Source organism: Streptomyces sp. NPDC127100 (assembly GCF_042724095.1).
Classification (GTDB): Bacteria; Actinomycetota; Actinomycetes; order Streptomycetales; family Streptomycetaceae; genus Streptomyces.
In genome coordinates, this window is the sequence record NZ_JBHXFL010000019.1 from 89054 (window position 1) to 109769 (window position 20716).

A 20716-nucleotide genomic window follows, 5' to 3' on the forward strand; every position below is an offset into this window, starting at 1 on the left:
CGGTCCCGGTGGCCCGTCGCGGGAGGCCGCAACCACTCACCCGGCGGCCCCGTGACGCGCGTGGCCGCCCACCCCAGGAGGTCGCCGTGACCGGGATGTCGCGTTTTCCGTCCAACTGGTCGCCCGAAGCCGTCGTCTTCGACTGCGACGGAACCCTGATGGACACCGAATGCCACTGGCAGGACGCCCGCATCCGCACCTTCCGCGAGTTCGGTCTGCTGCCTCCCCCCGGCTTCGCCGAGCGGGCGAAGGGCGTGCACTACGCCGACTGCGGACGGCTCATGGCCCAGGAGACGAACAAGCCGGACCTGGCCGAGGAGCTCGCGGACGCGCTGCTCGAACACTTCATGTTCCTCGTCGCGCAGGACCCGCTGACGATGCCCGGCGCCCCCGAGTTCGTACGGCTGTGCTCGCGGCGCCTCCCGCTGGCGGTGGCCAGCAACTGCCCGCTGGTGGCGGTGGAGGAGAGCCTTGCGAGGGCCGGACTGCGCACGTACTTCCGGCACGTCGTCGTCCCCACGGTGACGCCGGGAACGTCCGGCGCGGCGGGGCCGGCGGACGGCCTCGGGCAGGAGCACGTGGTGCGGCCCAAGCCCTGGCCCGACGTCTACGCCACGGCCGCCCGCCTGTGCGGAGTCCCCCCGCAGGCGGCTCTCGCCGTCGAGGACTCCCTCACGGGCGTCGAGTCCGCACGACGCGCGGGGCTGCGGGTCCTAGGCGTGGGACCGCAGCCGCCCGGCGAGGGGAGCCGGCAGGCCGACGCCTGGGTCACGGGCCTGGACTCCGAAGAGGTGCTCGGCTGGGCGCGCACACGGATGGCCGGCCCCGGAGACGATCCGGCCGGGCGGGCGCCCGGGCACTAGGCGGACGGCCGCCCGTCCGCGACACCCCCGGTACGCACCCCGCGCACGATCAGCGCGCCGAGGAACCCCGCGACCAGACCCCACAGCAGGGCGAGGCCGACCGCGCCCCACGGCCGCGGGCGCAGGAACAACCGCCCGGACAGTCCTCCGCCCAGGTCACCGATGCCGAGCACGGACAGGCCGTAGTACGCGGAGACCCGGCCCACCGCGCAGATCATGAGCACCGTGAGAGCCAGCGCCACCGCCATGTGCACGGCGAGCCGCCACGCCGGCACACCGGCCGGGGACCGGGCCGCCGCCAGACACCCGGCCGCCAGGACCAGCACCACGGCCGCGACGAGGAGCCACCACATCCGTCCGTCCCGGTCGGTGAGCGTGCCCAGATTCACCGTGGAGACGTCCGGCGTGCGCAGCACCTCGTCGAGCACGTGCGGCATCGGCAGCCCGAACGGCCCCTCCACCCGGCCGTTCCAGGTGGCGCCGAGACCGATGGTGAGCGCCGGCCACGCCAGGTTCGGCAGACCGAGCAGCAGCACGGCGAAGGTGTCCGCCGGATGCCCCCGCGTCCCGGCGACGACCAGACCGACGACGGCACCGACGGCGACGTACGCCAGCAGCAGCGCCACCATCGCGTACGCCACCGGCCGCACCGACGCCCGGAAACGCAGCAGCCGTCCCGGCAGCGGCGCCCCGCGCGCCACCAGCAGGGCGAGCACCAGCACACCCGCCAGCCAGAGCAGGCCGAACAGCGCGGTCAGCGGCACGTCCGTGGTGAAGCCGATCCGCGGGGTGATGCCGAACAGGTCCCCGAGGTCGTCGAGCACCCCTTCCCCGAGCGGCACCTCGAAGGTCTGCCGCGAGGCGAAGGCCAGTCCGACGAGGGCGAGCAGCCACAGGAGGGCGATGCGGCCGGCCCAGCCGGCCAGTTCCCCGGCGCCGGCGACCGCACGGTGACGCAGCGGCCGCAGGAATCCCGCCGCGATCACCAGCGCCCCGGCCAGCGTGACGGACAGCGGCATCACCGTCAGTCCCGCGTCGGTGCCGGCGAGGCCCCCGGCGTCCCCGGACAGCTCCACCGAACCGCCCACGGCGGCGACGACGGTCGCCGTGACGACCCGGGGGAAGGCGTTGTCGGGCAGGTCCGTGGCACCGGCCGCCCACAGCCCGAACGCGGCCACGGCTCCCATGGCGAGCAGCCCGGCCAGTACCGTGGCGAGGGCCTGCGCCCAGCCGTGACGGGCCACTGCCGGACCGGAAAGGGTTCGCGCGCTCACGCAGCCACGCTAAGCAGGCCCCGCCCGCCGCGCCCTCCCGGCGGGGCCGTCCGCGTCGGCGTGTGCCCCGCCGCACCGTCCGCCCGGGCTCAGTCCTCCCGGACGACGAGCGCGTGGTCGCCCAGGCCCATCATGCGGCCGGGCGACACCTCGCCCCGCGTCGTGAACAGCGCGAGGACGCGGCCGGTCCGCGGATCGAACGCCACGTCCAGCACCGTGCCCCGCTCCACCCCCGCCTCGGTCAGGACCCGGTGGCCCAGCAGATCGTGACCGGGCGGCGCCGCGTCCGGCTCGGCCGCCGGACCGACCCGCAGGGCCCCCGGGCCGAGGGACCGCACCGCCTCCCAGGCCAGCACGGACTCCCCGCGCAGACGGCCGGCCCGGAACCGTACGTGGCTGACCACGCCGGCGGCGGCGTCGACCGTCAGGGACGTCACCGCCCCCAGTCTCCGTTCCCCGTCCCCGGTGAGCACGGGCAGCCCCCGCACCTCCGTGAACAGCATCACGACGGCGAGCCCCTCCGGCTGCCGGGCACGCCGTCGACCAGGGCCGAGAAGCCCGACAGGTCGTCGGCCACGTGCCGTACGGCGTCCACGGGAAGGACGAGCGACCGGCCGGCTACCGTCAGCGTCCCGCCCCGTGCCACGTACACCCTGCGCCGGTGACGGGTCGGGCCCGGCGCGAACCGCCTGCTCGCCGCCAGCCGGAAACCGGCGACCCGCCCCCCGGTGCCGCCCTCCACCACGACGTCGAGGACGGTACCGATCTCGGAGCCGGCGTCGGTCAGCACGCTCGCACCGAGCAGCCGTGCCCGCAGCGTCTCCTGGTGCAACGTCAGCAGCGCGGTGCTCACCAGCCCCCGCCGGTCGCGGACCATCACCGCGTCGTGGCCGAGCGAGTGCACCGCCGACCACGGAAGTCCCTCCTTCATCGGGCCGGACCACAGGTCCCGGCCGCTCAGCGTGAAACCGGTGATCCGCCCGGCGCCGGCGTCGAAGACGGTGTCCTTGACGTGGGCGATCACGTCCCCGCCCAGGGTGACCACCGGCCGGGTGGTGAGACTGCGCGCGCCCATCAATTCGTCCATCGCACACCTTTCCCGTACCCTCCGGGTTCCCCGGCCGGCTGTGACGATTCCCGCACTGTGGGAAGAGGTGGACTGCAATGCCGGAGCGGGGGTACGAGGACTCGTGCAGTAGCGTCCGGCCAGTCCGGCTTCCGAGAGAGAAACGCATGACCGAATACCTGGACGGGGCAGTGATACCGACTGGCTTCGACGTTCCCGTGGAGCCACTGAGGCTGGCGGCCCACTACTCCGGCGAGCCCGGATGCATCGCGCAGGCGCGGCACCTGGCCTCGCTCTTCCTCGACCAGCTCAGGACCGAGTGGTGCGCCACGATCGGGCGGCGCGCCGACGGCGCGGTCCTCCTGGTGGTGAGCGAGCTGGTTACCAACGCCGACCGGCACAGCCAGGGGCCGTACATCCTGGAGCTGGAGGGCACGGACGCCTCCGTGACGGTGACCGTCTACGACAGCAGCGGGGCCGTGCCCCGGCGCTTCCCCCGCGACCCGGAGCGGGTCGGCCGGCACGGACTCGAGATCGTCCACGCCCTCGCCGAGACGGTCGTCGTCGAGCGGGTGCCGGTCGGCAAGCGGGTGAGCGCGGTGCTGCGCGTCACCGACGAGTGACCGGTCCGCTCACTCGCAGCCACATGGAAAACCGCACAAAGAAGCACCCCGGGGCCGTGACGCACCCCGGGGTCCTGTTCGTCGTCCGTGTCAGGCGCAGCCCAGCTCGCCCAGCATGCCCTCGCGCAGGCGGGTGATGATCCGCTTGATCAGCCGGGACACGTGCATCTGGGAGCAGCCGAGCTGTTCGCCGATCTCCGCCTGGGTGGCCTCCTCCACGAACCGCATGTGGATGATCCGCCGGTCGCGCTCACTGAGCTCTGCCATCAGCGGGGCGAGCGAGTGGAAGTCCTCGACGAGCCGCAGCCCGTCCTCCTCCACACCGATGAAGTCGGCCAGCACCGACTCGCCGCCCTCGGGGCCGTCCCCGGTCAGCGCGGCGTCCAGCGAGGAGGAGTTGTAGCCGTTGGACGCGATCTGCCCCTCGACCACCTCGCGCTCGCTGATGTTCATCAGCGTGGCGAGCTCGGCGACGGTGGGCTCGCGGTCCAGCCGGCTGGACAGCTCCTCGCGCGCCTTGGCGAGCTCCACGCGCAGCTCCTGGAGCCGCCGCGGCACGTGCACCGCCCAGGTGGTGTCGCGGAAGAAGCGCTTGATCTCGCCGACGATGTACGGCAGCGCGAACGAGGTGAACTCGACCTCGCGCGACAGCTCGAACCGGTCGATGGCCTTGATGAGGCCGATCATGCCGGTCTGGACGATGTCCTCCATGTCGTCGCCACGGCCGCGGAAGCGGCCGGCGGCGAACCGCACGAGCGACATGTTCATCTCGATGAGCGTGTTGCGCGCGTACTGGTACTCGTGCGTGCCCTCTTCGAGCTCCGTCAGGCGCTGGAAGAACTGACGTGACAGCTGGCGGGCGTCACGCGGCGCAACGGTGCGCGGGTCCACGACGCCCGGCAGCGCCCCGTAGTCCGTCCCGCTCTCGGTTGTCCTCCCGACGACCTGCGCTTCCGGCCGGATCACGGCGGTCTCCATTACCTCTCCCACGAAAGTCACGGTTGGGCGTCTCCCCAGGTCCTTACCGTTGGCGGGTACCCGGGTCGCGCGCGTCCATGCCACCCGGTTTCGCGAGTGGCGTGAACGCGGTGACCGCGGCGTCGTCGCGGGGCGGTGCAGGTCCCTCCAGACTATGCCGGTGAGCCGCGGGCGGCACTATGACGCGGTGTCACGCGGTGGTTCGCCCTCGGCCGATTCCCCTGTCGGCGGAATGCCGCCCCCTTCCCCCCGGCCGCCGGACTCCTAGGCTGTACACGTGACCAGCCACTCGCCGGACGAAGCCCGCGTCATTCCCCTCCGCCCTCCCGCCGCGCGCCCGGAGGACCGTCCCGCCGTCAGAGAGCCCCTGTGGCGCGATCTGGTCGGCGACGTCCTGCGGCGCGAACGCCTGGCGCAGGAACGCACGCTGAAGGACGTCGCGGAGACCGCGCGTATCTCGATGCCGTACCTGTCGGAGGTGGAGCGCGGCCGCAAGGAGGCGTCGTCGGAGGTCCTCGCCGCCGCCGCGGGCGCCCTGGGCCTGGGCTTGGGAGACCTGCTGGCGCGCGCCCAGGGTGAGCTGGTCCGCGTCACCGCCCGGCACACCGGCGGCCACCGCGGCACCTCCGCCGCCCGCCACGACGGCATGTGCCTGGCCGCCTGACGGGCGTTCCCGCCGTCCGGCCCGGGTCTCCCGGCGGCCGTCACGGTCGCCGAGGGACACCGGGCCGGAGTCTCACACCCGCACCGCTCACCCCCTCACGAGGCGCCGGCCGAGCACCTCGTCGGCCAGCCCGTAGGCCACGGCCTCCGCGGCGGTGAACACCTTGTCGCGGTCCATGTCCGCGCGCAGCGCCGCCGGGTCGTGCCCCGTGTGCCGGGCCAGCACCTCCTCGACCTGGGAGCGGATCCGCACCATCTCCTTGGCCTGCAGCGCCAGATCGGAGACCGTGCCCTGCCGTCCGCCGCTGGCCGGCTGCCCGAGCAGCACCCGCGCGTGCTCCAGCACGAACCGGCGCCCCGGGTCCCCGCCGGCCAGCAGCACGGCCGCGGTGGAGGCCGCCTGCCCCACGCAGAACGTCGAGATCGGCGCCTGGACGAAGGTCATCGTGTCGTAGATCGCCATCAGCGACGTGAACGAGCCGCCGGGGGAGTTGATGTAGACCGCGATCTCGCTCTCCGGGGCCGACGACTCCAGATGCAGGAGCTGCGCGATGACGACGTTGGCCACGCCGTCGTCGATCTCGGTGCCCAGGAAGATGATCCGCTCCGACAGCAGCCGGCTGAACACGTCGTAGGACCGCTCGCCCTGCGGGGTGCGCTCGACGACGCTCGGAATCGTGTAGCTCCCCATCACTGCAACCCCACCCTGCGCCGCGAGGCGGACGGCCGGACGTCCGTGAGGGACTCCACGACCCGGTCGACCATGCCGTACTCCCTGGCCTCCTCCGCCGTGAACCAGCGGTCGCGGTCTCCGTCCCGGGAGATCGTCTCCGGGCTCTGGCCGGTGTGCTCGGCGGTGATCCGCTCGATGGTCCGCTTGGTGAACTCCAGGTTGTCCGCTTGGATCTCGATGTCGGCGGTCGTGCCGCCGATGCCCGCCGACGGCTGGTGCATCATGACCCGCGCGTTCGGCAGGGCGTAGCGCTTGCCCGCCGCGCCGACGCTGAGCAGGAACTGCCCCATGCTGGCGGCGAAGCCCATGGCGAGCGTCGAGACGTCGTTCGGGATCAGCCGCATCGTGTCGTAGATGGCGAGCCCCGCGTGCACGGAGCCGCCGGGGCTGTTGATGTACAGGCTGATGTCGGTGCGAGGGTCCTCCGCCGAGAGGATCAGCAACTGGGCGCAGACCCGGTTGGCGGAGACCTCGTCGACCTGCGTGCCCAGCAGCACGATGCGCTGCGCGAGCAATTGCGCGGCCAGATGGTCGTCGAAGCGGGTGGGAGGGGTGTCGCCCTCCTCGGCCCGGGGAAGCCCGGCCGCCGGGCCGGTGGTGAGCAAGGACATCGGCGCTCCTCGTCGAGTCGTCGGGGGAGTCGTGCGCGGCCGGTACGCCGCGGTCCCTCCACTCTCGGGCCGCGTCCGGCCCCGGCGGGCACTTCTCTGCCCGCGGCAGATTCGCCGCCGGCAGAGCGCCCGGCCGCCCGGTCCCCGACCATGGAAAAGATCCGGAACATCCGGAACGTCCGCCGTCGCGACCGATGAGTTCCGTTGTCCGCACCGGTCGACAGTGGTGACCGCGTTCCACGTCCGCACCTGGGAGGTACTCATGACCACCGACGGATTCACCACGTGTCTCTGGTTCGACGGCCGGGCGGAGGAGGCCGCCGAGTTCTACGTCTCGGTCTTCAAGAACTCGAGCATCGGCGCCGTCACCCACTACCCCGAGGGCGCGCCCGGCACCGCCGGCTCCGTCCTGACCGTCGACTTCACGGCCAACGGCCAGAGGTTCGTCGCCCTCAACGGCGGACCCCAGTTCACCTTCAACGAGGCCGTCTCCTTCCAGGTCATGTGCGAGAGCCAGGAGGAGGTCGACCACTACTGGGCCAAGCTCGTCGAGGGCGGCGGCGAGACGGGTCCCTGCGGCTGGCTCAAGGACCGGTTCGGGGTGTCGTGGCAGGTCGTGCCCGTCCGGATCGAGGAGATGTTCCGCGACGAGGATCCGGCCAGGGCCGCGCGTGCCTTCAAGGCGATGATGGGGATGGGCAAGCTCGACATCGCCGAGCTGGAGAAGGCCTACGCGGGGCAGTGAGGCCACGCCGCCGTGCCCGGCACGACGGCCTCCCGGCCCGTCCACACGGCGGCGACGCTCGGCGCGCGCGGCCGGGCCGGGGTGACTAGCGTGAAAAAACGGACCATCCACACCGTCCGCACCACCACGACCATCAGGAACACCCAGCGACGCGGAGGCGGCAGTCATGGCCGTGCAACCCGAGGGAGCCCCTTGTTGGGCCGACGCGATGTTCAGCGACGTCGAGGGGGCCAAGCGCTTCTACGGCGACGTCCTCGGCTGGACCTTCGGCGAGTCGTCGTCGGAGTACGGCAACTACACCCAGTGCTACGCGAACGGCAAGGCGGTCGCCGCGGTGGTCCCGCCGCCGCCCGGCCAGGAGGACCACTCCCAGTGGTGCCTCTACTTCGCATCCCCGGACGCCGCCGCGACCGCCGGCCGCATCCGCGAGGCGGGCGGCGAGCTGCTGATGGAGCCGATGCGGGTCGGCGACTTCGGCACCATGTGCCTGGCCCGCGACCCGGGCGGCGTCGTGTTCGGCGTCTGGCAGGGCGGCACCCACGAGGGCTTCGAGGCGATGGCCGAACCCGGCGCGTACTGCTGGGCCGAGGTCTTCACCCGCGAGCCCGGCAAGTCGGACGCGTTCTTCCCCGCGGTCTTCTCCTACACGGAGAAGCAGATGGAGGACGAGCACGTGGACTTCCGCCTGTACGACCTGGACGACCGTCCCGTCCTGGGCCGGATGCGGATGACCGAGGACTTCCCGCCCGAGGTGGCGCCGTACATCAACGTCTACTTCACGGTCACCGACTGCGACGACGCCGTGGCCCGGGCCACCAAGCTCGGCGGAGTCCTGCGCTTCGGGCCCATGGACACTCCGTTCGGCCGCTTCGCCGCGCTCAGCGACCCGCAGGGCGCGAGCTTCTCGGTGATCGACATCACGAAGACCGAGGGGGAGATGCCCAAGCTGACGCCCGTCTCCTGAGGGCCGTCCGGGCACCCGGCCGGACCATGGCATGATCGGGGCCATGCGTGAACGTGTGGTGGCCGCGTGCGACGGGGCTTCGAAGGGAAACCCGGGTCCGGCCGGCTGGGCCTGGGTGGTGGCCGACGCGGCGGAGGTTCCGGCCCGCTGGGAGGCGGGGCCGCTGGGCAAGGCCACCAACAACGTCGCCGAACTCACCGCGCTGGAGCGCCTGCTGGCGTCGACCGACCCGGACGTGCCGCTGGAGGTCCGGATGGACTCCCAGTACGCCATGAAGGCCGTCACCACCTGGCTGCCCGGCTGGAAGCGCAACGGCTGGAAGACGGCGGCCGGCAAGCCGGTCGCCAACCAGGAGCTGGTCGTGCGCATCGACGAGCTGCTCGACGGCCGGTCGGTCGAGTTCCGCTACGTACCCGCCCACCAGGTCGACGGCGACCGGCTCAACGACTTCGCCGACCGCGCCGCCAGCCAGGCGGCCACCGCCCAGGAGCCCGCGGGCAGCGGCCTCGGTTCACCCGAGCCGCCGCCCTCGCCGGACGTCCCGGCGGCGCGGAAGGCGCCGCGCCGCGCGCCCGCGGCGGGCCGCAGGAGCGGGGGCGCCTCCGCGCGCACCATCAAGGCGAAGTTCCCCGGGCGCTGCGCGTGCGGCCGTTCCTACGCGGCCGGGGAGTCGATCGCCAAGAACGACCAGGGCTGGGGCCATCCGGAGTGCCGCACGGCGGCGGCCGGATAGCCCCGGCCGGGCGCGCGGTTCACGCGACGGTGCCGCGCCAGCCCCCGGTCTCCTGGCCGCGCTCCTCGATGAACCGCTTGAACCGCTCCAGGTCGCCCTTGGTCTGCCGCTGCACGACCCCGAGTTTGTCACCGACCTTCTCGGTGACGCCCTCCGGCTGGAACTCCATCCGGAGCATCACCTTGGTGCGGTCGTCACCCAGGCGGTGGAAGGTGACCGAACCCGCCTGCTTGGCCTCGCCGGACACCGTGGTCCACGCGACCCGCTCGTCCGGGACCTGCTCGGTGATCTCCGCGTCGAACTCACGGTGGACGCCGTCCACGCTCGTCACCCAGTGGGTGAGGGTGTCACCGCGCTGCTCGATGCGCTGCACCCCGTTCATGAACTCGGGGAACGACTCGAACTGGGTCCACTGGTTGTAGGCGGTACGGACCGGGACGCGGACCTCGATGGACTCCTCGACCTGCGACACGCTGTCTCTCCTCCTATGGTTCGTCGGACGGAGCCGCGCGGGTACCCGACGGATTCCGGGTGAATCACCCTCCTCGCCGCGCGGGCCGTCCCGGCTCGGTGGCGCGACTTCGCGGATGACAGACTGACGGCATGGACGAGCGCACTTTCGACAGGTCGGACCAGCACGCGTCGGTGATCGGCCTCGGCACCTGGCAACTGGGTGCCGACTGGGGGGACGTCGACGACAAGGAAGCCCTCGGGGTACTCGAGGCCGCGGCCGAATCGGGCGTGACCTTCTTCGACACCGCCGACGTCTACGGCGACGGCCGCAGCGAGGAGACCATCGCGACCTTCCTGCGCAGCAGGCCGGACCTGCACGTGCTGGTCGCCACGAAGATGGGCCGGCGCGTCGAGCAGATCCCGCAGAACTACGTCCTCGACAACTTCCGGGACTGGAACGACCGTTCCCGCCGCAACCTCGGCGTCGACGTCATCGACCTGGTGCAGCTGCACTGCCCGCCGACCCCGGTCTACTCCTCCGACGAGGTGTTCGACGCCCTGGACACCCTCGTCGAGGAGGAGCGGATCGCCGCGTACGGCGTCAGCGTCGAGACCTGCCAGGAGGCACTGACCGCCATCGCCCGGCCCAACGTGGCGAGCGTGCAGATCATCCTCAACCCGTTCCGCATGAAGCCCCTGCGCGAGGTCCTGCCGGCCGCCAGGGAGGCCGGCGTCGGCATCATCGCCCGGGTGCCGCTCGCCTCCGGCCTGCTGACCGGCAAGTACACCAAGGACACGGTCTTCGCCGCGAACGACCACCGCAGCTTCAACCGCCACGGCGAGGCGTTCGACCAGGGCGAGACCTTCTCCGGCGTCGACTTCGCCACCGGCGTGGAGGCCGCCGCGGAGTTCGCCGCCCTCGCCCCCGAGGGGTACACGCCCGCCCAGCTGGCGCTGCGCTGGATCGTCCAGCAGCCCGGCGTGACCACCGTGATCCCCGGCGCCCGCTCGCCCGAGCAGGCCCGCGCCAACACGGACGCCGCCCGGCTGCCCGAGCTGAGCGAGGAGACGCTCACGGCGGTCCGCGACCTCTACGACCGCCGGATCAAGCAGCAGGTCGAAGGCCGCTGGTAGCCCGCTCCGGCCGCCTCACGGCGCCACGCGCGGTACCTCTTGCGGCCCCGCTCACGGCACCAGGAGCAGCTGCCGTTCCCGCTCCTGGTCGCCGGAGACGGCACCCTCGTCGCGCGTCGAGAAGGCGCCGGTCAGCGTCCTGCTCGCGGCCTCCACGGCCTGCGGCGTGCCCTGCACGGTGACCGTCACCGGCTCCGACAGCCCGGCCCCCGCCTCCCGTGGGGCCGGGTCCGCCTCGGGGGACGGCGGGGAGCTGAACGTCGCCGTACGGATCGTCGCCCGCTCGTCGGCGGGCAGCTCGTCGGGTGCCCCGAAGGCGCCCTCCAGGGCGCGGACGACCGCCCGCGCGTCGTCGATGCCGCCCCCGCTGAGCGTCACGGTGAGCTGAGTGTCGGACATCCTGCGCCATCCTCCTAGGCCTGGGTGTGTGGGTCCCGCCCGTGTAACCGCCCCCGGACCGCCCAAACCGGACGCGCCGGCGACACGTCGTCTGACCGTGGGGAACCCGGGAAGAGGGAAGGGGGACCAGGCGTCGGCAACGGGAGGAACTGTGGCGCACACGGACGCGGACACGACGGGGCACTCGGGACGCCGCAGGGGGCGCGACGAGAGCGAGGAGGAGCGCGCGGACCGGATGTGGACGGAGCTGATCCAGGAGGTCCGCGTCGCGCAGATGGGCGTGCAGATCCTCTTCGGCTTCCTGCTCACCGTCGTGTTCACCCCCAAGTACGACGACCTGTCGGACGCCGACCGGACGCTCTACCTGGTGACGGTCGTCCTCGGGGCCGTGACGACCGGCGCCCTGATCGGGCCGGTGTCCCTGCACCGCCTCGTCTCCGGGCGACGCGTGAAGCCCCAGGCGGTGCAGTGGGCCTCGCGGCTGACCCTGCTCGGCCTGGTGCTGCTGCTCGCCACCACGACCTCGTCGCTCCTGCTGATCCTGCGCGTCGCCACCCATGACGGCTTCGTGCCCTACCTGGTCACCGGCGTGGTGCTGTGGTACCTGCTGTGCTGGTTCGGCATACCCCTGTGGACCCGGCACCGCCACACGTCACGCTGACGGCGCGGCCCCTCCCGGGGGAGCCGCGCCGTGGCGGTGCGCCGGTGTCCGCTCAGCCGTCGGCCATCAGCTCCGCGAGGAAGTCGTCGACGTGCACCTCTTCCTCGCCCGGCCGGACCACCCCGTGGGTCTCGCGCAGGAACGCGGCCACCGCCGCCGCCCACACGAAGACCACGGCGCGATGACGCTCCCCGTCGGGCCGGTGGTCGCCGAGGAACTCCATGCGCAGCTCCTCCCACATGCCCCGCGACTCGGGCCGCATCCGGACGTCGCCCACGCCGACCGGGCGGGCGAGTCCGTCGGCCACCATCTCCCGGTCCAGCGTCCAGCGGGCCAGCACGCGACCGTCGTGGCTGAACACCACGGTGAGGGCGAACGGGTCCGCCGGGTCGTAGCTCAGGTGGGCGAGCACCGGGAAACGGTCGGCGTCGCCCGTCTGGAGCTGCACGACCAGGGTCTTGTGCACGAGGGAGTTCACGGCAGGGGCCTCCGGGAGAACAGACGTAGGGCCCTCTAGTACCCCGATCCCGCGCAAGATGCTCCGGCAACCGGGTGACTTCCTCGCCGGCCCCCCGCCCGTCAGGACCCGAAGGCGTCCCGCAGGGCCGGCAGCAGGGTCTTCTCGGACCAGTCCAGGAACGCCTCCTGGGACTCGCCGCCGATCTGCACCAGGGCGACCTCGGTGAACCCGGCCTCCGCGTAGGGACGCACGGCCTCGACGAAGGCGTCGGGGTCGTCACCGCAGGGGATGGACTCGGCGACGTCCCCGGGCGTGACGAACTGGGTCGCCGCGTCGAACGAATCGGGGTGCGGAAGCTCGGAGTTGACCTTCCAGCCGCTGCCGAACCAGCGGAACTGCGAGTGGGCGCGCTCGATCGCCGCGTCCCGGTCCGGGTCGTAGCAGACCGGCAGCTGGCCGACGCGCGGCTTGCCCCGGCCGCCGTGCCGGTCGAACGCCTCCAGCAGGTCGGACTTGGGCTCCGTGGCGATCACGAGATCGGCGTGCTCGCCCGCCAGCCGGCAGGAGCGCTCGCCGGAGACGGCGATCCCGATGGGCGGCGGGCTGTCCGGCAGGTCCCACAGCCGGGCCGACTCGACGTCGAAGTGCGTACCGCGATGGTTCACGTGACCGCCCTCGAAGAGCGCCTTGATGATCTCCAGGGCCTCCTCGAACATCTCGTGGCGCACGTCGACGGACGGCCAGCCGCCGCCCACCACGTGCTCGTTGAGGTTCTCGCCCGAGCCGAGCCCCAGCCGGAACCGGCCCTCGGCCAGCAGCTGCATCGTCGCCGCCTTCTGCGCCACGACCGCAGGGTGGTACCGGAACGTCGGACACGTCACGTACGTCATCAGCGGAATGCGGGAGGTCGCCTGGGCCGCGGCGCCCAGCACGCTCCACGCGTACGGCGCGTGCCCCTGCGAACGCAGCCACGGGAAGTAGTGGTCCGAGGTCACCGAGAAGTCGAAGCCCACCTGCTCGGCCCGCACCACGTGGTCGACGAGCTCACGGGGGCCGGCCTGCTCGGTCATCATCGTGTATCCGATTTGCACCATAGGAGGCGAGTCCCCGTCCGTGCCGGGCGAAAACGGGGACGCTCGTCGCGAGCCGGTGCGGCGGCGGTCAGCCGGCGCCCTCCCGGAACGTCCCGAGGAAGGCGGCGAGCGCCCGCTCGTTCGCCGCGTCGTCCCAGGCGGCGGCCGGTGCGGTCCAGCGCAGCGAGAAGCTGCGCCCGCCGCCCAGCAGGAAACCGCGCCCGAAGGTGCGCACCCGGACGCCGTCGTCCTCGGCGAGCCACTCCATGTCGGCCGCCTCGCGCCCCCGGTACGCCGTCGCGCGGATGCCGCCGACCCTCCGGTACCCGCCCGACCGCTCCAGACCGGGCTCGACCTCGTCGCGCCAGACCGCCACCGGATCGGCCCCGGCCCGCTCGCTGTAGGTGACCGCCAGCGTCCGCGGGTCGCCGGACGCGCCAAAGACGACCCGGTACGCCCCGTCCGGCACCCGCGAGGTGGTCAGACGCCCCCAGCCCTCGGGAAGGGCCACGGAGAACCCCTCCGGCGCCTCGTAACGGCGGAACCCCGCGGGGACGGCGGCTCCGGACGGTGACGGCGAGGGTGAGGGTGACGCGGTCGGCCGGGGAGCGGGGGAGGAGGGCGCGGTGCCGCCCGCGGGTGGTGCGGCGGGGGCCGGGGGACGCGGTCGCGAGCCCGTGTCGCCGCCCGGGCCGGGCAGCGCGTGGGTGACGGCGAGGACGGCGCCCACTACGGCGGCCAGGGCCGGCACGGCCCCGGCGGCCGTCGTCCGCCGGATCGTGCCGCGGCCGGCCCGGCGAGCGGCGGCCCCCGCGTCACGCGGCCGGGGCCGCGGGACCGGGGACGGCGCGGCCTCGGGGCCGTCCGCCGCCACCCGGGCCAGGGCCTCGCGCACCGCCGGGCGGCCCGGCCGCTCCCGGGAGTTCCGGCGCAGCAGGCCCTGGACCACCGGGGTGAGCGGCCCGGCCCGCACCGGGGCCCGCAGCGGCAGCCGGTCCACGCCCTTCAACGTGGCCTCGGCCCGGCCCCGGTCACGGAACGCCGGACGGCCCTCGACCATCGTGTAGAGGATCGCGCCCAGCGACCACAGGTCGGCCGCGGGCCCGATCCGCTCGTCGCGGGCCTGCTCGGGGGACGCGTACGAGGGAGCGGTGAGCCGCGGGGCGAGCGTGGCGCCGGCCAGCCCGAAGCCGGTGACGACGATGGAGCCCTCCTCGCTCACGAACACCTGCCCGGGGCTGAGCTCGCCGTGCGTGACGCCCTGGACGTGCGCCGCCTCCAGCACGTCCAGCAGCTCCAGCCCGATGCGTGCCGCCCGCGCGTGACCGAGCGCGCCCTGCCCGGCCACGAGTTCGCTCAGAGGCGTGCCACCGACCCACTCGGTGACCGTCCACAGGGCGCCGTGCTCCACGACGGCCTCGACCACCGCGGCCACCCGGTCCGGGCGGAGCAGCCGCACGGTCTCGCAGGTCCGCACGACCCGGCCGGTCACCCGCCGGGCGCTCTCGGCCGCGGGGTCCTCCGGAAGGCCGACCTGTGTCACCAGGAACGGGCGGCCCGACCCGGCCTCCTCCCCGGACCAGCAGACACGGTTCGTCTCCCGGTGGAGGACCTCGACGAGGCGGTACCGTCCGGCGACCAGGTCGTGTGTGGAGACGTGCGCCCTGCCCATGGCCACCCCTCGTCCGCGCCGCCGGCTGTCCGCTCGCCCAGGGGTACGGTGAGCGGGCCGGGGAGCGTTCAACGGACGCGCGAAACGACCACCCGGACTTTCTCGCGGCGTCCCGCGCGGCGCAGCGTCAGCGCAGCCCGAAACGGTCCGCCCAGGCCGCCATGTCGGCGGCCGTGGCGTTGCCCCCGCACACCACCAGCCCGATCCGGGCGCCGTCGCCCACCCGCTCCACCACCTGCCGGGCCGCGGGCAGCAGACAGCCCGCGGCGGGCTCGGTCCACACCTTCCCGTGCTCGGCGAGCTCCAGCGACCCCCGGATCGCCTCCCGGTCGGGCACCACGAGCACGTCGGTGACCAGCGCGGACACATGGTCGTACGTCAGCCGCGAGACGGACGGGGCGCTGAGCGTGGTGACGACCGACGACAGCGGCACGGGCAGCGGGCCGCCCGCGGCACGCGCCCGGGACATGGCCTCGGCGCCCTCCGTCTCCACGCCCCAGACCCGCACGTCCGGGCGGCGGGCCCGCAACGCCGCCGCCACGCCCGCGATCAGCCCGCCGCCGCCGACGCTCACGACCACGTCGGTGAGCTCCCCGGCGTCCTCGGCGAACTCCAGCCCCACGGTGCCCTGCCCCGCGATCACCACGGGGTCGTCGAACGGGTGGACCAGGGTCAGCCCCTCCTCCCGCAGCCGCGTCACCAGCGCGAAGGCACTGTCCATGCCGTCGGTGAGCCGTACCAGCGCGCCCGCCTCCTCGGCCGTCTCCAGCGAACGCGCGGGAGCCGTACGCGGCATCACCACCGTGGCCTTCACGTCGAGCGCCGCGGCCATCACCGCCACGGCGATGCCGTGGTTGCCGCCGCTGACCGCCACGACACCCGCCGCCCGCTCCGCCTCGGTCAGCGACAGCAGCTTCGCCGTCGCGCCGCGCGCCTTGAACGACCCGGTGCGCTGGAGCAGCTCCAGCTTGGCGGTGACCGGGGTCCCGAGCAGCGCGGTCAACCCCGGGCTCGGCACCGTCGGGGTGCGTACGACATGGCCGGCGATCCGCGCGGCCGCGGCTTCGATCTCCGTGATCCCGATCAAGGCACCCATCCTTCCGGCGCGGGTGGTGATCCACGCCGTCCCGCAGCCTTTCGCGCGTCGCTTCCCAGGTCAACAGGGCTCCCCGGCGCGGCCGGTGAGGCCCGCGGCTCGGACTTGCCCGGCGAGGGCCCGTCAGCCGCCGAAGAGCTGGGTCCAGTACATGCCTGCCCGGCCGCCGCCGGCCAGGCCGACCCCGATGTGTGTGAAGTCGGCCCCGAGGATGTTGGCACGGTGCCCGGGGCTGTTCATCCAGCCCTCCACCACGTCGGCGGGGGAGCGCTGGCCGCAGGCTATGTTCTCGCCGACCGTGCGCCGCGTGGCGCCCGCGGCGGCGGCCCGGTCCCAGGGCCTTCCGCCGTCCGGATCGGTGTGCGAGTAGAAGTCCCGGGCCACCATGTCCGCGCTGTGCGCCTGCGCGGCCGCGGTGAGCCGCGGGTCGGCGGCCAGCCCGGGCAGCCCGGCCCGGGCCCGCTCCCGGTTGGTGAGCTCGACGACCTCGCCCGTCGCGCGGCCGAGACCGACCGGCGTCAGCGGCACGGCCCACAGGGCCGTCCAGTACGTGTCGCCCGCGGGGCCGCCGGTGACGTACCCCCAGCCTGCGTGCGTGAAGGCGGCGTCGTGCAGGGTGCGGCGGGCCCGCTCGGTGCGCAGACAGTGCCCGACGAACTCCGCCGGCGTGCGCGGGCCCGAGACCAGGTGCTCGCCGACGGTGAGATACGCGTATCCGGCCAGGACGACGCGCTGATGGACCGAGACGCCGTCCCGGGTCTCCACGCTCAGGGCACCGGCCGCCGCCATGGCACCGGCGTGCGAGCGGGCCGCCGAGGCCAGGCGCGCGTCGGCCGAGACGGGCGGCGCTCCGGCCGCCGCACGGGCGGAGTTGACCAGCCCGAGAAAGCCGTCGGAGGCGGCGGGCTCCGGCGCCGCCGGGCCGGAGCCCTGGGCGTCGTCCACGACCTCCACCCCGAAGTCCCGCGCCAGGCCGGCGAGTCCGTCCGCGTACCCCTGGCCGAGGGCGCGCAGCTTCCAGCGGTCGCCCCGCCGGTAGAGCTCCGCCAGGAGCAGCACGGTCTCCCGGCGCGGGACGGGCGGGGTGAACCGGGCGAGGGTCCGGCCGGCCGCGTCGGCCACCTCCAGGGTGGGGGCGGGCGGGCCGCTCAGCGGCGTGCCGGGGACGGCGGGGCTGACGGCCACCGTCACCCGGGTGGCCCCGGCGCGCAGTCGCCGCGGATCCACGGTCAGCGTGTCGTCCCGCAGCCGGGCGCCGGGAGCGTCGGGCTGGTTGTAGAAGACGAAGTCGCCGTCACCGCCCACCTTGCCGCCGTCGTCCGTGATGAGCGCGGACACGTCGAACCCGCCCGGCACCCGCACGCTCACGGGGCCGTCCGGCAGGGGGATGTTGCCACCCGGGACCAACTCGCTCATCCTGTCCGCCCTGTGTCGTGGTTCGCCATGGGGTGGGGGTGCCCGGACAACGTCCCCCGGCCGGACGGGGTTCCCGGCACGCCCGGACGGCATCAGCCCGAGGCGGTCGCCTCCGGCGCGACCAGCCCCTGCCGGTGGGCGACCGCGGCGGCCTCCGTCCGGCTCGAAGCACCCAGTTTGGCGAGGATGTTGGAGACGTGGACGCTCGCCGTCTTGGCGCTGATGAACAGCTCCTCGCCGATCTGCCGGTTGCTGCGCCCCACGGCGAGGAGCCGCAGCACGTCCTGCTCGCGCGCCGTCAGCACGGCGGCACCCGTCCCGGCGGGCCGCGCCGGATCCGTGAGCCGGCCGCGGCGGGCCAGGGCGTCGAGCCGCTCGCGCAGCAGCGTGGCGCCGAGCCGGTCGGCCTCCCGGCGTACGGCGTCGGCCTCGCCGGCCGCCTCCTCGCGGCGGCCGGCCGCCAGCAGGGCCTCGGCCAGCCGCAGCCGGCACCGCGCGCGTTCGTAGGGATCACCGAACGCGAAGGCGGCCACCACCCGCTCCCAGGACGCCGGGTCCGGCGCGTCGGCCGAGGTCCGCGCCCACTCCGCCTCCGCCCGGGCCAGCCACGCCTGGCCCTCCGGGCCCTGGGGGAGGTCGTCGAAACCGTGCTCGGCGGACCAGCGGGCCTCGGCCAGCAGTTCGGCCGCCGTGTCCGTCCAGCGGGCCACCCCCGCCGCGTCCCCGGCCCGGCGCAGCTCCGCCACGGTGTCGGCCACCGCGGACAGCGCGAGGGTCACGAGCCGGACGGTCACGGCGGGCCGCGTGCCCCCCTCGGTGAGCGCCTCCACGGTGGACCGGCTCCACCGCACGGCCTCCTCCGCGTTCCCGCGCAGCGCCGCCGCGTCGGTCAGCACGAGCCCCCCGACCATCCGCGCCATCCAGTCGAACGGCCCCTCCAGCAGGCCCCGGGCCCGCTCGGCCGCCCCGAAGTCGCCCCGCGCCAGCGCCACGTACAGCCCGGGGCCGAGGGCATGACCGTCCACGGCCGGCCGCACCCCGGCCTGCTCGGCGGACTCGCGCAGCACCTCGTCCCAGTGGCCCAGCGTGTACTGCACGAGCAGCCGCAGATACCGCATCTCCCGCGGATAGGGCGAGGACAGCAGCCCGGAGCGGCGGGCCCGCTCCAGTCCCTCCGACGCCCAGGGCAGGCACTCCTCCAGGTCGCCGGATTCGAAGCTGCCGATGGCGAGATTGAACAGCGCGCGCAGCTCCACGGGCGCGTTGCCCGACCGCCGCGCCAGCTCGCGTGCCTCCAGCAGCCGTTCCCGGCCCGCCGGGGTGGAGCGGTTGCCGCCCTCCAGACTCGTCAGGGAGATCAGCAGATCGGCGCGGGCGTCGGTGACCCCCAGCTCCTCCGCGACCCGCAGGGCCCGGTGGGCGACCCGCAGCGCGGTCTCGTTCTCCCCGACCTGGCGGGCCGCCGTCACGTGCGTGGCCGCGGCCCACACCCACGTCGACGAGGGGGGCTCGGCGGGGATCAGTTCGAGGGCCTCGGTGCTGTGGGCGTACGCGGCCGACAGGTTGTCGACGCTCAGCAGGTTCCCGGCGAGGGTGTAGCGGACGCGGGCGGCCAGCTCCAGGTCGGCGTCCTGGCCGAGGCCCGCCAGCGCGGACCGGGTCAGGGAGACCGCGCGGTGCAGCTCCCCGGCGTGCGCGGCGGCGGCCGAGGCCCGCAGGGTCAGCGTCACCGCGTCGGCGCCGGCGGGGCGTCGCGTGGCGTCGACCGCCGTCCACAGGTCGAGGGCCGCCTCCAGGTGCCGCAGCTCCTCGGCGGGCGCGCCGACGCGCTGGGCGTGGTCGGCTGCCTCCAGCGAGGCGGCGAGGGCCTCGGACAGGTCGTGGCTCTCGCGGTAGTGGTGGGCGCGCTCGGCGGCGCTGTCGGAGCGGCGGTCCGGCCCCGCGAGCAGCCGGGCGAACGCGCCGTGCAGCCGGGCCCGTTCACCCGGGAGGAGATCGGCGTAGACGGCCTCCCGGGCGAGGGCGTGCCGGAAGGAGTACGCGTTCCCGTCGCCGGAGACGAGCAACTGCCGCTCCACGGCCTCGCGCAGCGCCGACTCCAGTTCCTCCTCGGGCAGTCCCACGGCGTCCCGCAGCAGGCCGTGCCCCACGCGGCGCCCGGCGACGGCGGCGGTGCGCAGCACCTGCTGGGCGGTCTCGGACAGCTGCTCGAACCGGATCAGCAGGACGTCGGCCAGACCGCTGGGCACACCCCCGGCGGGGGTGTCCGTGGCCGCGACCAGCTCCTCGGCGTAGAAGGCGTTGCCCTCGGCGCGTTCGACGATCCGGTGCACGGTGGTGTCCGGCAGCGGCCGGTCGCGCAGGGCGCGCACCAGCCGGGCCACGTCGGCGTCCGGCAGGGGACGCAGCTCCAGCCGCTCCACGGCGGGCAACCGCACCAACTCGGCGAGCAGCGGGCGCAACGGGTGGCGGCGGTGCAGGTCGTCCGCCCGGTACGAGGCCAGCACCGCGATCCGGTGGCGCTGCAGCACCCCCCGGCTGAGCAGGAACCGCAGCAGGTCCCGGGAGGACTGGTCGGCCCAGTGCAGGTCCTCCAGGACCAGCAGCAGCGGCGCGGCGTCCGCCAGGGCGGTCAGCAGGGCGGCCACGCCCTCGAAGAGCAGCAGCCGGGAACGCGGGGCGCCACCGTCGTCCTCCGGGCCGCCCCCGAGCAGGCGCTCCGCTGCCGGATGCGCGGCCAGCACGGAGGCGAACCGCTCGTCGGCGGCCAGTACCCCGAGGATCTCGGTGAACGGCAGGTACGGCAGACCGACGTCCCCCAGGTCGACGCAGTGCCCGGTGAGCACGGTCGTCCCGGCCGCGGCGGCCCGCCCGGCGACCTCGTCCAGCGTGCGGGTCTTGCCCACCCCGGCGTCGCCGGCGACGAGCACCGCGCGGGCCTCACCGGCACGGGCGCGTTCCAGCACACCGGTGAGACGCGCGAGTTCGTCCTCGCGGCCGACGAGCGGGCTGGTGAGTGAGGTCTGCGGCACGCCGCCCATCCTGACACGCGTCCCGGACGACGGGCCCGGCCCCGCCGTCGCGGGCCGCGGGCCCGCG

General features: G+C 74.2%; 22 protein-coding genes. 8 read left to right on the forward strand and 14 right to left on the reverse strand.

The features are described from left to right. The first annotated feature begins 95 nt into the window (after positions 1-95). Complete coding sequence (locus ACFWJB_RS19280) at positions 96-863, forward strand: HAD family hydrolase (protein ID WP_386923585.1); 768 nt, start codon at positions 96-98, stop codon at positions 861-863. Here the strand turns inward: ACFWJB_RS19280 and ACFWJB_RS19285 are convergent. The 3 genes from ACFWJB_RS19285 to ACFWJB_RS19295 all read right to left on the reverse strand — a co-directional run bounded on the left by ACFWJB_RS19285 (position 860) and on the right by ACFWJB_RS19295 (position 3224). Further along, complete coding sequence (locus ACFWJB_RS19285; RefSeq protein ID WP_385470833.1) at positions 860-2137, reverse strand: streptophobe family protein; 1278 nt, start codon at positions 2135-2137, stop codon at positions 860-862. The two genes, ACFWJB_RS19280 and ACFWJB_RS19285, sit on opposite strands and share 4 nt — an antisense overlap. Before the next feature lie 89 nt (positions 2138-2226). After that, complete coding sequence (locus ACFWJB_RS19290; RefSeq protein WP_385470831.1) at positions 2227-2643, reverse strand: PRC-barrel domain-containing protein; 417 nt, start codon at positions 2641-2643, stop codon at positions 2227-2229. Next, positions 2640-3224, reverse strand: a complete 585-nt coding sequence (locus tag ACFWJB_RS19295) for a PRC-barrel domain-containing protein (protein ID WP_385470829.1) — start codon at positions 3222-3224, stop codon at positions 2640-2642. The genes ACFWJB_RS19290 and ACFWJB_RS19295 overlap by 4 nt, the downstream gene beginning before the upstream one ends. Positions 3225-3370: 146 nt before the next feature. On the opposite strand from ACFWJB_RS19295, the gene ACFWJB_RS19300 reads away from it, so the two are divergent. Continuing rightward, a complete protein-coding gene (locus ACFWJB_RS19300; RefSeq protein ID WP_385470827.1) occupies positions 3371-3826 on the forward strand; it encodes an ATP-binding protein in 456 nt (151 codons plus the stop codon). 90 nt (positions 3827-3916) lie between these two features. Here the strand turns inward: ACFWJB_RS19300 and ACFWJB_RS19305 are convergent, their stop codons facing one another. Next, positions 3917-4804 carry an RNA polymerase sigma factor SigF gene (locus ACFWJB_RS19305; RefSeq protein ID WP_386923552.1) on the reverse strand — a complete coding sequence of 296 codons (888 nt, stop codon included), beginning with the start codon at positions 4802-4804 and terminating at the stop codon, positions 3917-3919. Positions 4805-5081: 277 nt separating this feature from the next. Here ACFWJB_RS19305 and ACFWJB_RS19310 point away from each other — a divergent pair, with 277 nt between their 5' ends. Beyond that, positions 5082-5468, forward strand: a complete 387-nt coding sequence (locus tag ACFWJB_RS19310; RefSeq protein ID WP_385472360.1) for a helix-turn-helix domain-containing protein — start codon at positions 5082-5084, stop codon at positions 5466-5468. 87 nt (positions 5469-5555) lie between these two features. Here ACFWJB_RS19310 and ACFWJB_RS19315 read toward each other — a convergent pair whose 3' ends face one another. Both ACFWJB_RS19315 and ACFWJB_RS19320 read right to left on the reverse strand, forming a co-directional pair. Further along, positions 5556-6158, reverse strand: a complete 603-nt coding sequence (locus ACFWJB_RS19315; protein WP_385472363.1) for a ClpP family protease — start codon at positions 6156-6158, stop codon at positions 5556-5558. Continuing rightward, the gene (locus ACFWJB_RS19320; protein ID WP_385472365.1) at positions 6158-6811 is read right to left on the reverse strand and encodes an ATP-dependent Clp protease proteolytic subunit; all 654 of its coding nucleotides are present in this window, start codon (positions 6809-6811) and stop codon (positions 6158-6160) included. The genes ACFWJB_RS19315 and ACFWJB_RS19320 overlap by 1 nt, the downstream gene beginning before the upstream one ends. Positions 6812-7073: 262 nt before the next feature. Between ACFWJB_RS19320 and ACFWJB_RS19325 the strand changes: the two genes are divergently transcribed. The 3 genes from ACFWJB_RS19325 (at position 7074) to ACFWJB_RS19335 (ending at position 9253) form a co-directional block, all read left to right on the forward strand. Then, positions 7074-7556, forward strand: coding sequence for a VOC family protein (locus tag ACFWJB_RS19325; RefSeq protein ID WP_385472368.1), 483 nt, complete (start codon positions 7074-7076; stop codon positions 7554-7556). A 166-nt stretch (positions 7557-7722) separates the two neighbouring features. Further along, positions 7723-8520: a VOC family protein gene (locus tag ACFWJB_RS19330; protein WP_385472371.1), complete on the forward strand. Its 798-nt coding sequence runs from the start codon at positions 7723-7725 to the stop codon at positions 8518-8520. A gap of 31 nt (positions 8521-8551) precedes the next feature. Continuing rightward, positions 8552-9253 carry a ribonuclease H gene (locus ACFWJB_RS19335; protein WP_385472374.1) on the forward strand — a complete coding sequence of 234 codons (702 nt, stop codon included), beginning with the start codon at positions 8552-8554 and terminating at the stop codon, positions 9251-9253. 19 nt (positions 9254-9272) lie between these two features. Here ACFWJB_RS19335 and ACFWJB_RS19340 read toward each other — a convergent pair whose 3' ends face one another. Continuing rightward, complete coding sequence (locus ACFWJB_RS19340) at positions 9273-9725, reverse strand: SRPBCC family protein (protein ID WP_386923556.1); 453 nt, start codon at positions 9723-9725, stop codon at positions 9273-9275. Positions 9726-9856: 131 nt separating this feature from the next. Here ACFWJB_RS19340 and ACFWJB_RS19345 point away from each other — a divergent pair, with 131 nt between their 5' ends. Next, complete coding sequence (locus ACFWJB_RS19345; protein WP_386923558.1) at positions 9857-10840, forward strand: aldo/keto reductase; 984 nt, start codon at positions 9857-9859, stop codon at positions 10838-10840. A 51-nt stretch (positions 10841-10891) separates the two neighbouring features. Here ACFWJB_RS19345 and ACFWJB_RS19350 read toward each other — a convergent pair whose 3' ends face one another. After that, positions 10892-11239, reverse strand: a complete 348-nt coding sequence (locus tag ACFWJB_RS19350) for a hypothetical protein (protein WP_385472383.1) — start codon at positions 11237-11239, stop codon at positions 10892-10894. A 235-nt stretch (positions 11240-11474) separates the two neighbouring features. Here ACFWJB_RS19350 and ACFWJB_RS19355 point away from each other — a divergent pair, with 235 nt between their 5' ends. Continuing rightward, the gene (locus ACFWJB_RS19355; RefSeq protein WP_385472392.1) at positions 11475-11900 is read left to right on the forward strand and encodes a DUF6328 family protein; all 426 of its coding nucleotides are present in this window, start codon (positions 11475-11477) and stop codon (positions 11898-11900) included. Between the two features lie 52 nt (positions 11901-11952). Here the strand turns inward: ACFWJB_RS19355 and ACFWJB_RS19360 are convergent, their stop codons facing one another. The 6 genes from ACFWJB_RS19360 to ACFWJB_RS19385 form a co-directional block, all read right to left on the reverse strand. After that, positions 11953-12378: an SsgA family sporulation/cell division regulator gene (locus ACFWJB_RS19360; protein WP_385472386.1), complete on the reverse strand. Its 426-nt coding sequence runs from the start codon at positions 12376-12378 to the stop codon at positions 11953-11955. A 101-nt stretch (positions 12379-12479) separates the two neighbouring features. After that, positions 12480-13454: an LLM class F420-dependent oxidoreductase gene (locus tag ACFWJB_RS19365; protein WP_385472389.1), complete on the reverse strand. Its 975-nt coding sequence runs from the start codon at positions 13452-13454 to the stop codon at positions 12480-12482. Between the two features lie 67 nt (positions 13455-13521). Further along, a complete protein-coding gene (locus tag ACFWJB_RS19370; protein WP_386923561.1) occupies positions 13522-15105 on the reverse strand; it encodes a serine/threonine-protein kinase in 1584 nt (527 codons plus the stop codon). Between the two features lie 127 nt (positions 15106-15232). Further along, complete coding sequence (locus ACFWJB_RS19375) at positions 15233-16192, reverse strand: threonine/serine dehydratase (RefSeq protein WP_386923563.1); 960 nt, start codon at positions 16190-16192, stop codon at positions 15233-15235. 132 nt (positions 16193-16324) lie between these two features. Continuing rightward, positions 16325-17617, reverse strand: a complete 1293-nt coding sequence (locus ACFWJB_RS19380) for a CAP domain-containing protein (RefSeq protein ID WP_386923565.1) — start codon at positions 17615-17617, stop codon at positions 16325-16327. A 92-nt stretch (positions 17618-17709) separates the two neighbouring features. After that, positions 17710-20658, reverse strand: a complete 2949-nt coding sequence (locus ACFWJB_RS19385) for an AAA family ATPase (RefSeq protein ID WP_386923567.1) — start codon at positions 20656-20658, stop codon at positions 17710-17712. Positions 20659-20716: the final 58 nt, after the last annotated feature.

Excerpts from the sequence above, each read along its gene's own strand:
- ACFWJB_RS19280 (WP_386923585.1), top strand. The coding sequence starts at position 96 with ATGTCGCGTTTTCCGTCCAACTGGTCGCCCGAAGCCGTCGTCTTCGAC.
- ACFWJB_RS19295 (WP_385470829.1), bottom strand. The coding sequence starts at position 3,224 with ATGGACGAATTGATGGGCGCGCGCAGTCTCACCACCCGGCCGGTGGTC.
- ACFWJB_RS19300 (WP_385470827.1), top strand. The coding sequence starts at position 3,371 with ATGACCGAATACCTGGACGGGGCAGTGATACCGACTGGCTTCGACGTT.
- ACFWJB_RS19305 (WP_386923552.1), bottom strand. The coding sequence starts at position 4,804 with ATGGAGACCGCCGTGATCCGGCCGGAAGCGCAGGTCGTCGGGAGGACA.
- ACFWJB_RS19315 (WP_385472363.1), bottom strand. The coding sequence starts at position 6,158 with ATGGGGAGCTACACGATTCCGAGCGTCGTCGAGCGCACCCCGCAGGGC.
- ACFWJB_RS19320 (WP_385472365.1), bottom strand. The coding sequence starts at position 6,811 with ATGTCCTTGCTCACCACCGGCCCGGCGGCCGGGCTTCCCCGGGCCGAG.
- ACFWJB_RS19325 (WP_385472368.1), top strand. The coding sequence starts at position 7,074 with ATGACCACCGACGGATTCACCACGTGTCTCTGGTTCGACGGCCGGGCG.
- ACFWJB_RS19330 (WP_385472371.1), top strand. The coding sequence starts at position 7,723 with ATGGCCGTGCAACCCGAGGGAGCCCCTTGTTGGGCCGACGCGATGTTC.
- ACFWJB_RS19335 (WP_385472374.1), top strand. The coding sequence starts at position 8,552 with ATGATCGGGGCCATGCGTGAACGTGTGGTGGCCGCGTGCGACGGGGCT.
- ACFWJB_RS19345 (WP_386923558.1), top strand. The coding sequence starts at position 9,857 with ATGGACGAGCGCACTTTCGACAGGTCGGACCAGCACGCGTCGGTGATC.
- ACFWJB_RS19350 (WP_385472383.1), bottom strand. The coding sequence starts at position 11,239 with ATGTCCGACACTCAGCTCACCGTGACGCTCAGCGGGGGCGGCATCGAC.
- ACFWJB_RS19355 (WP_385472392.1), top strand. The coding sequence starts at position 11,475 with ATGTGGACGGAGCTGATCCAGGAGGTCCGCGTCGCGCAGATGGGCGTG.
- ACFWJB_RS19365 (WP_385472389.1), bottom strand. The coding sequence starts at position 13,454 with ATGGTGCAAATCGGATACACGATGATGACCGAGCAGGCCGGCCCCCGT.
- ACFWJB_RS19370 (WP_386923561.1), bottom strand. The coding sequence starts at position 15,105 with ATGGGCAGGGCGCACGTCTCCACACACGACCTGGTCGCCGGACGGTAC.
- ACFWJB_RS19380 (WP_386923565.1), bottom strand. The coding sequence starts at position 17,617 with ATGAGCGAGTTGGTCCCGGGTGGCAACATCCCCCTGCCGGACGGCCCC.
- ACFWJB_RS19385 (WP_386923567.1), bottom strand. The coding sequence starts at position 20,658 with ATGGGCGGCGTGCCGCAGACCTCACTCACCAGCCCGCTCGTCGGCCGC.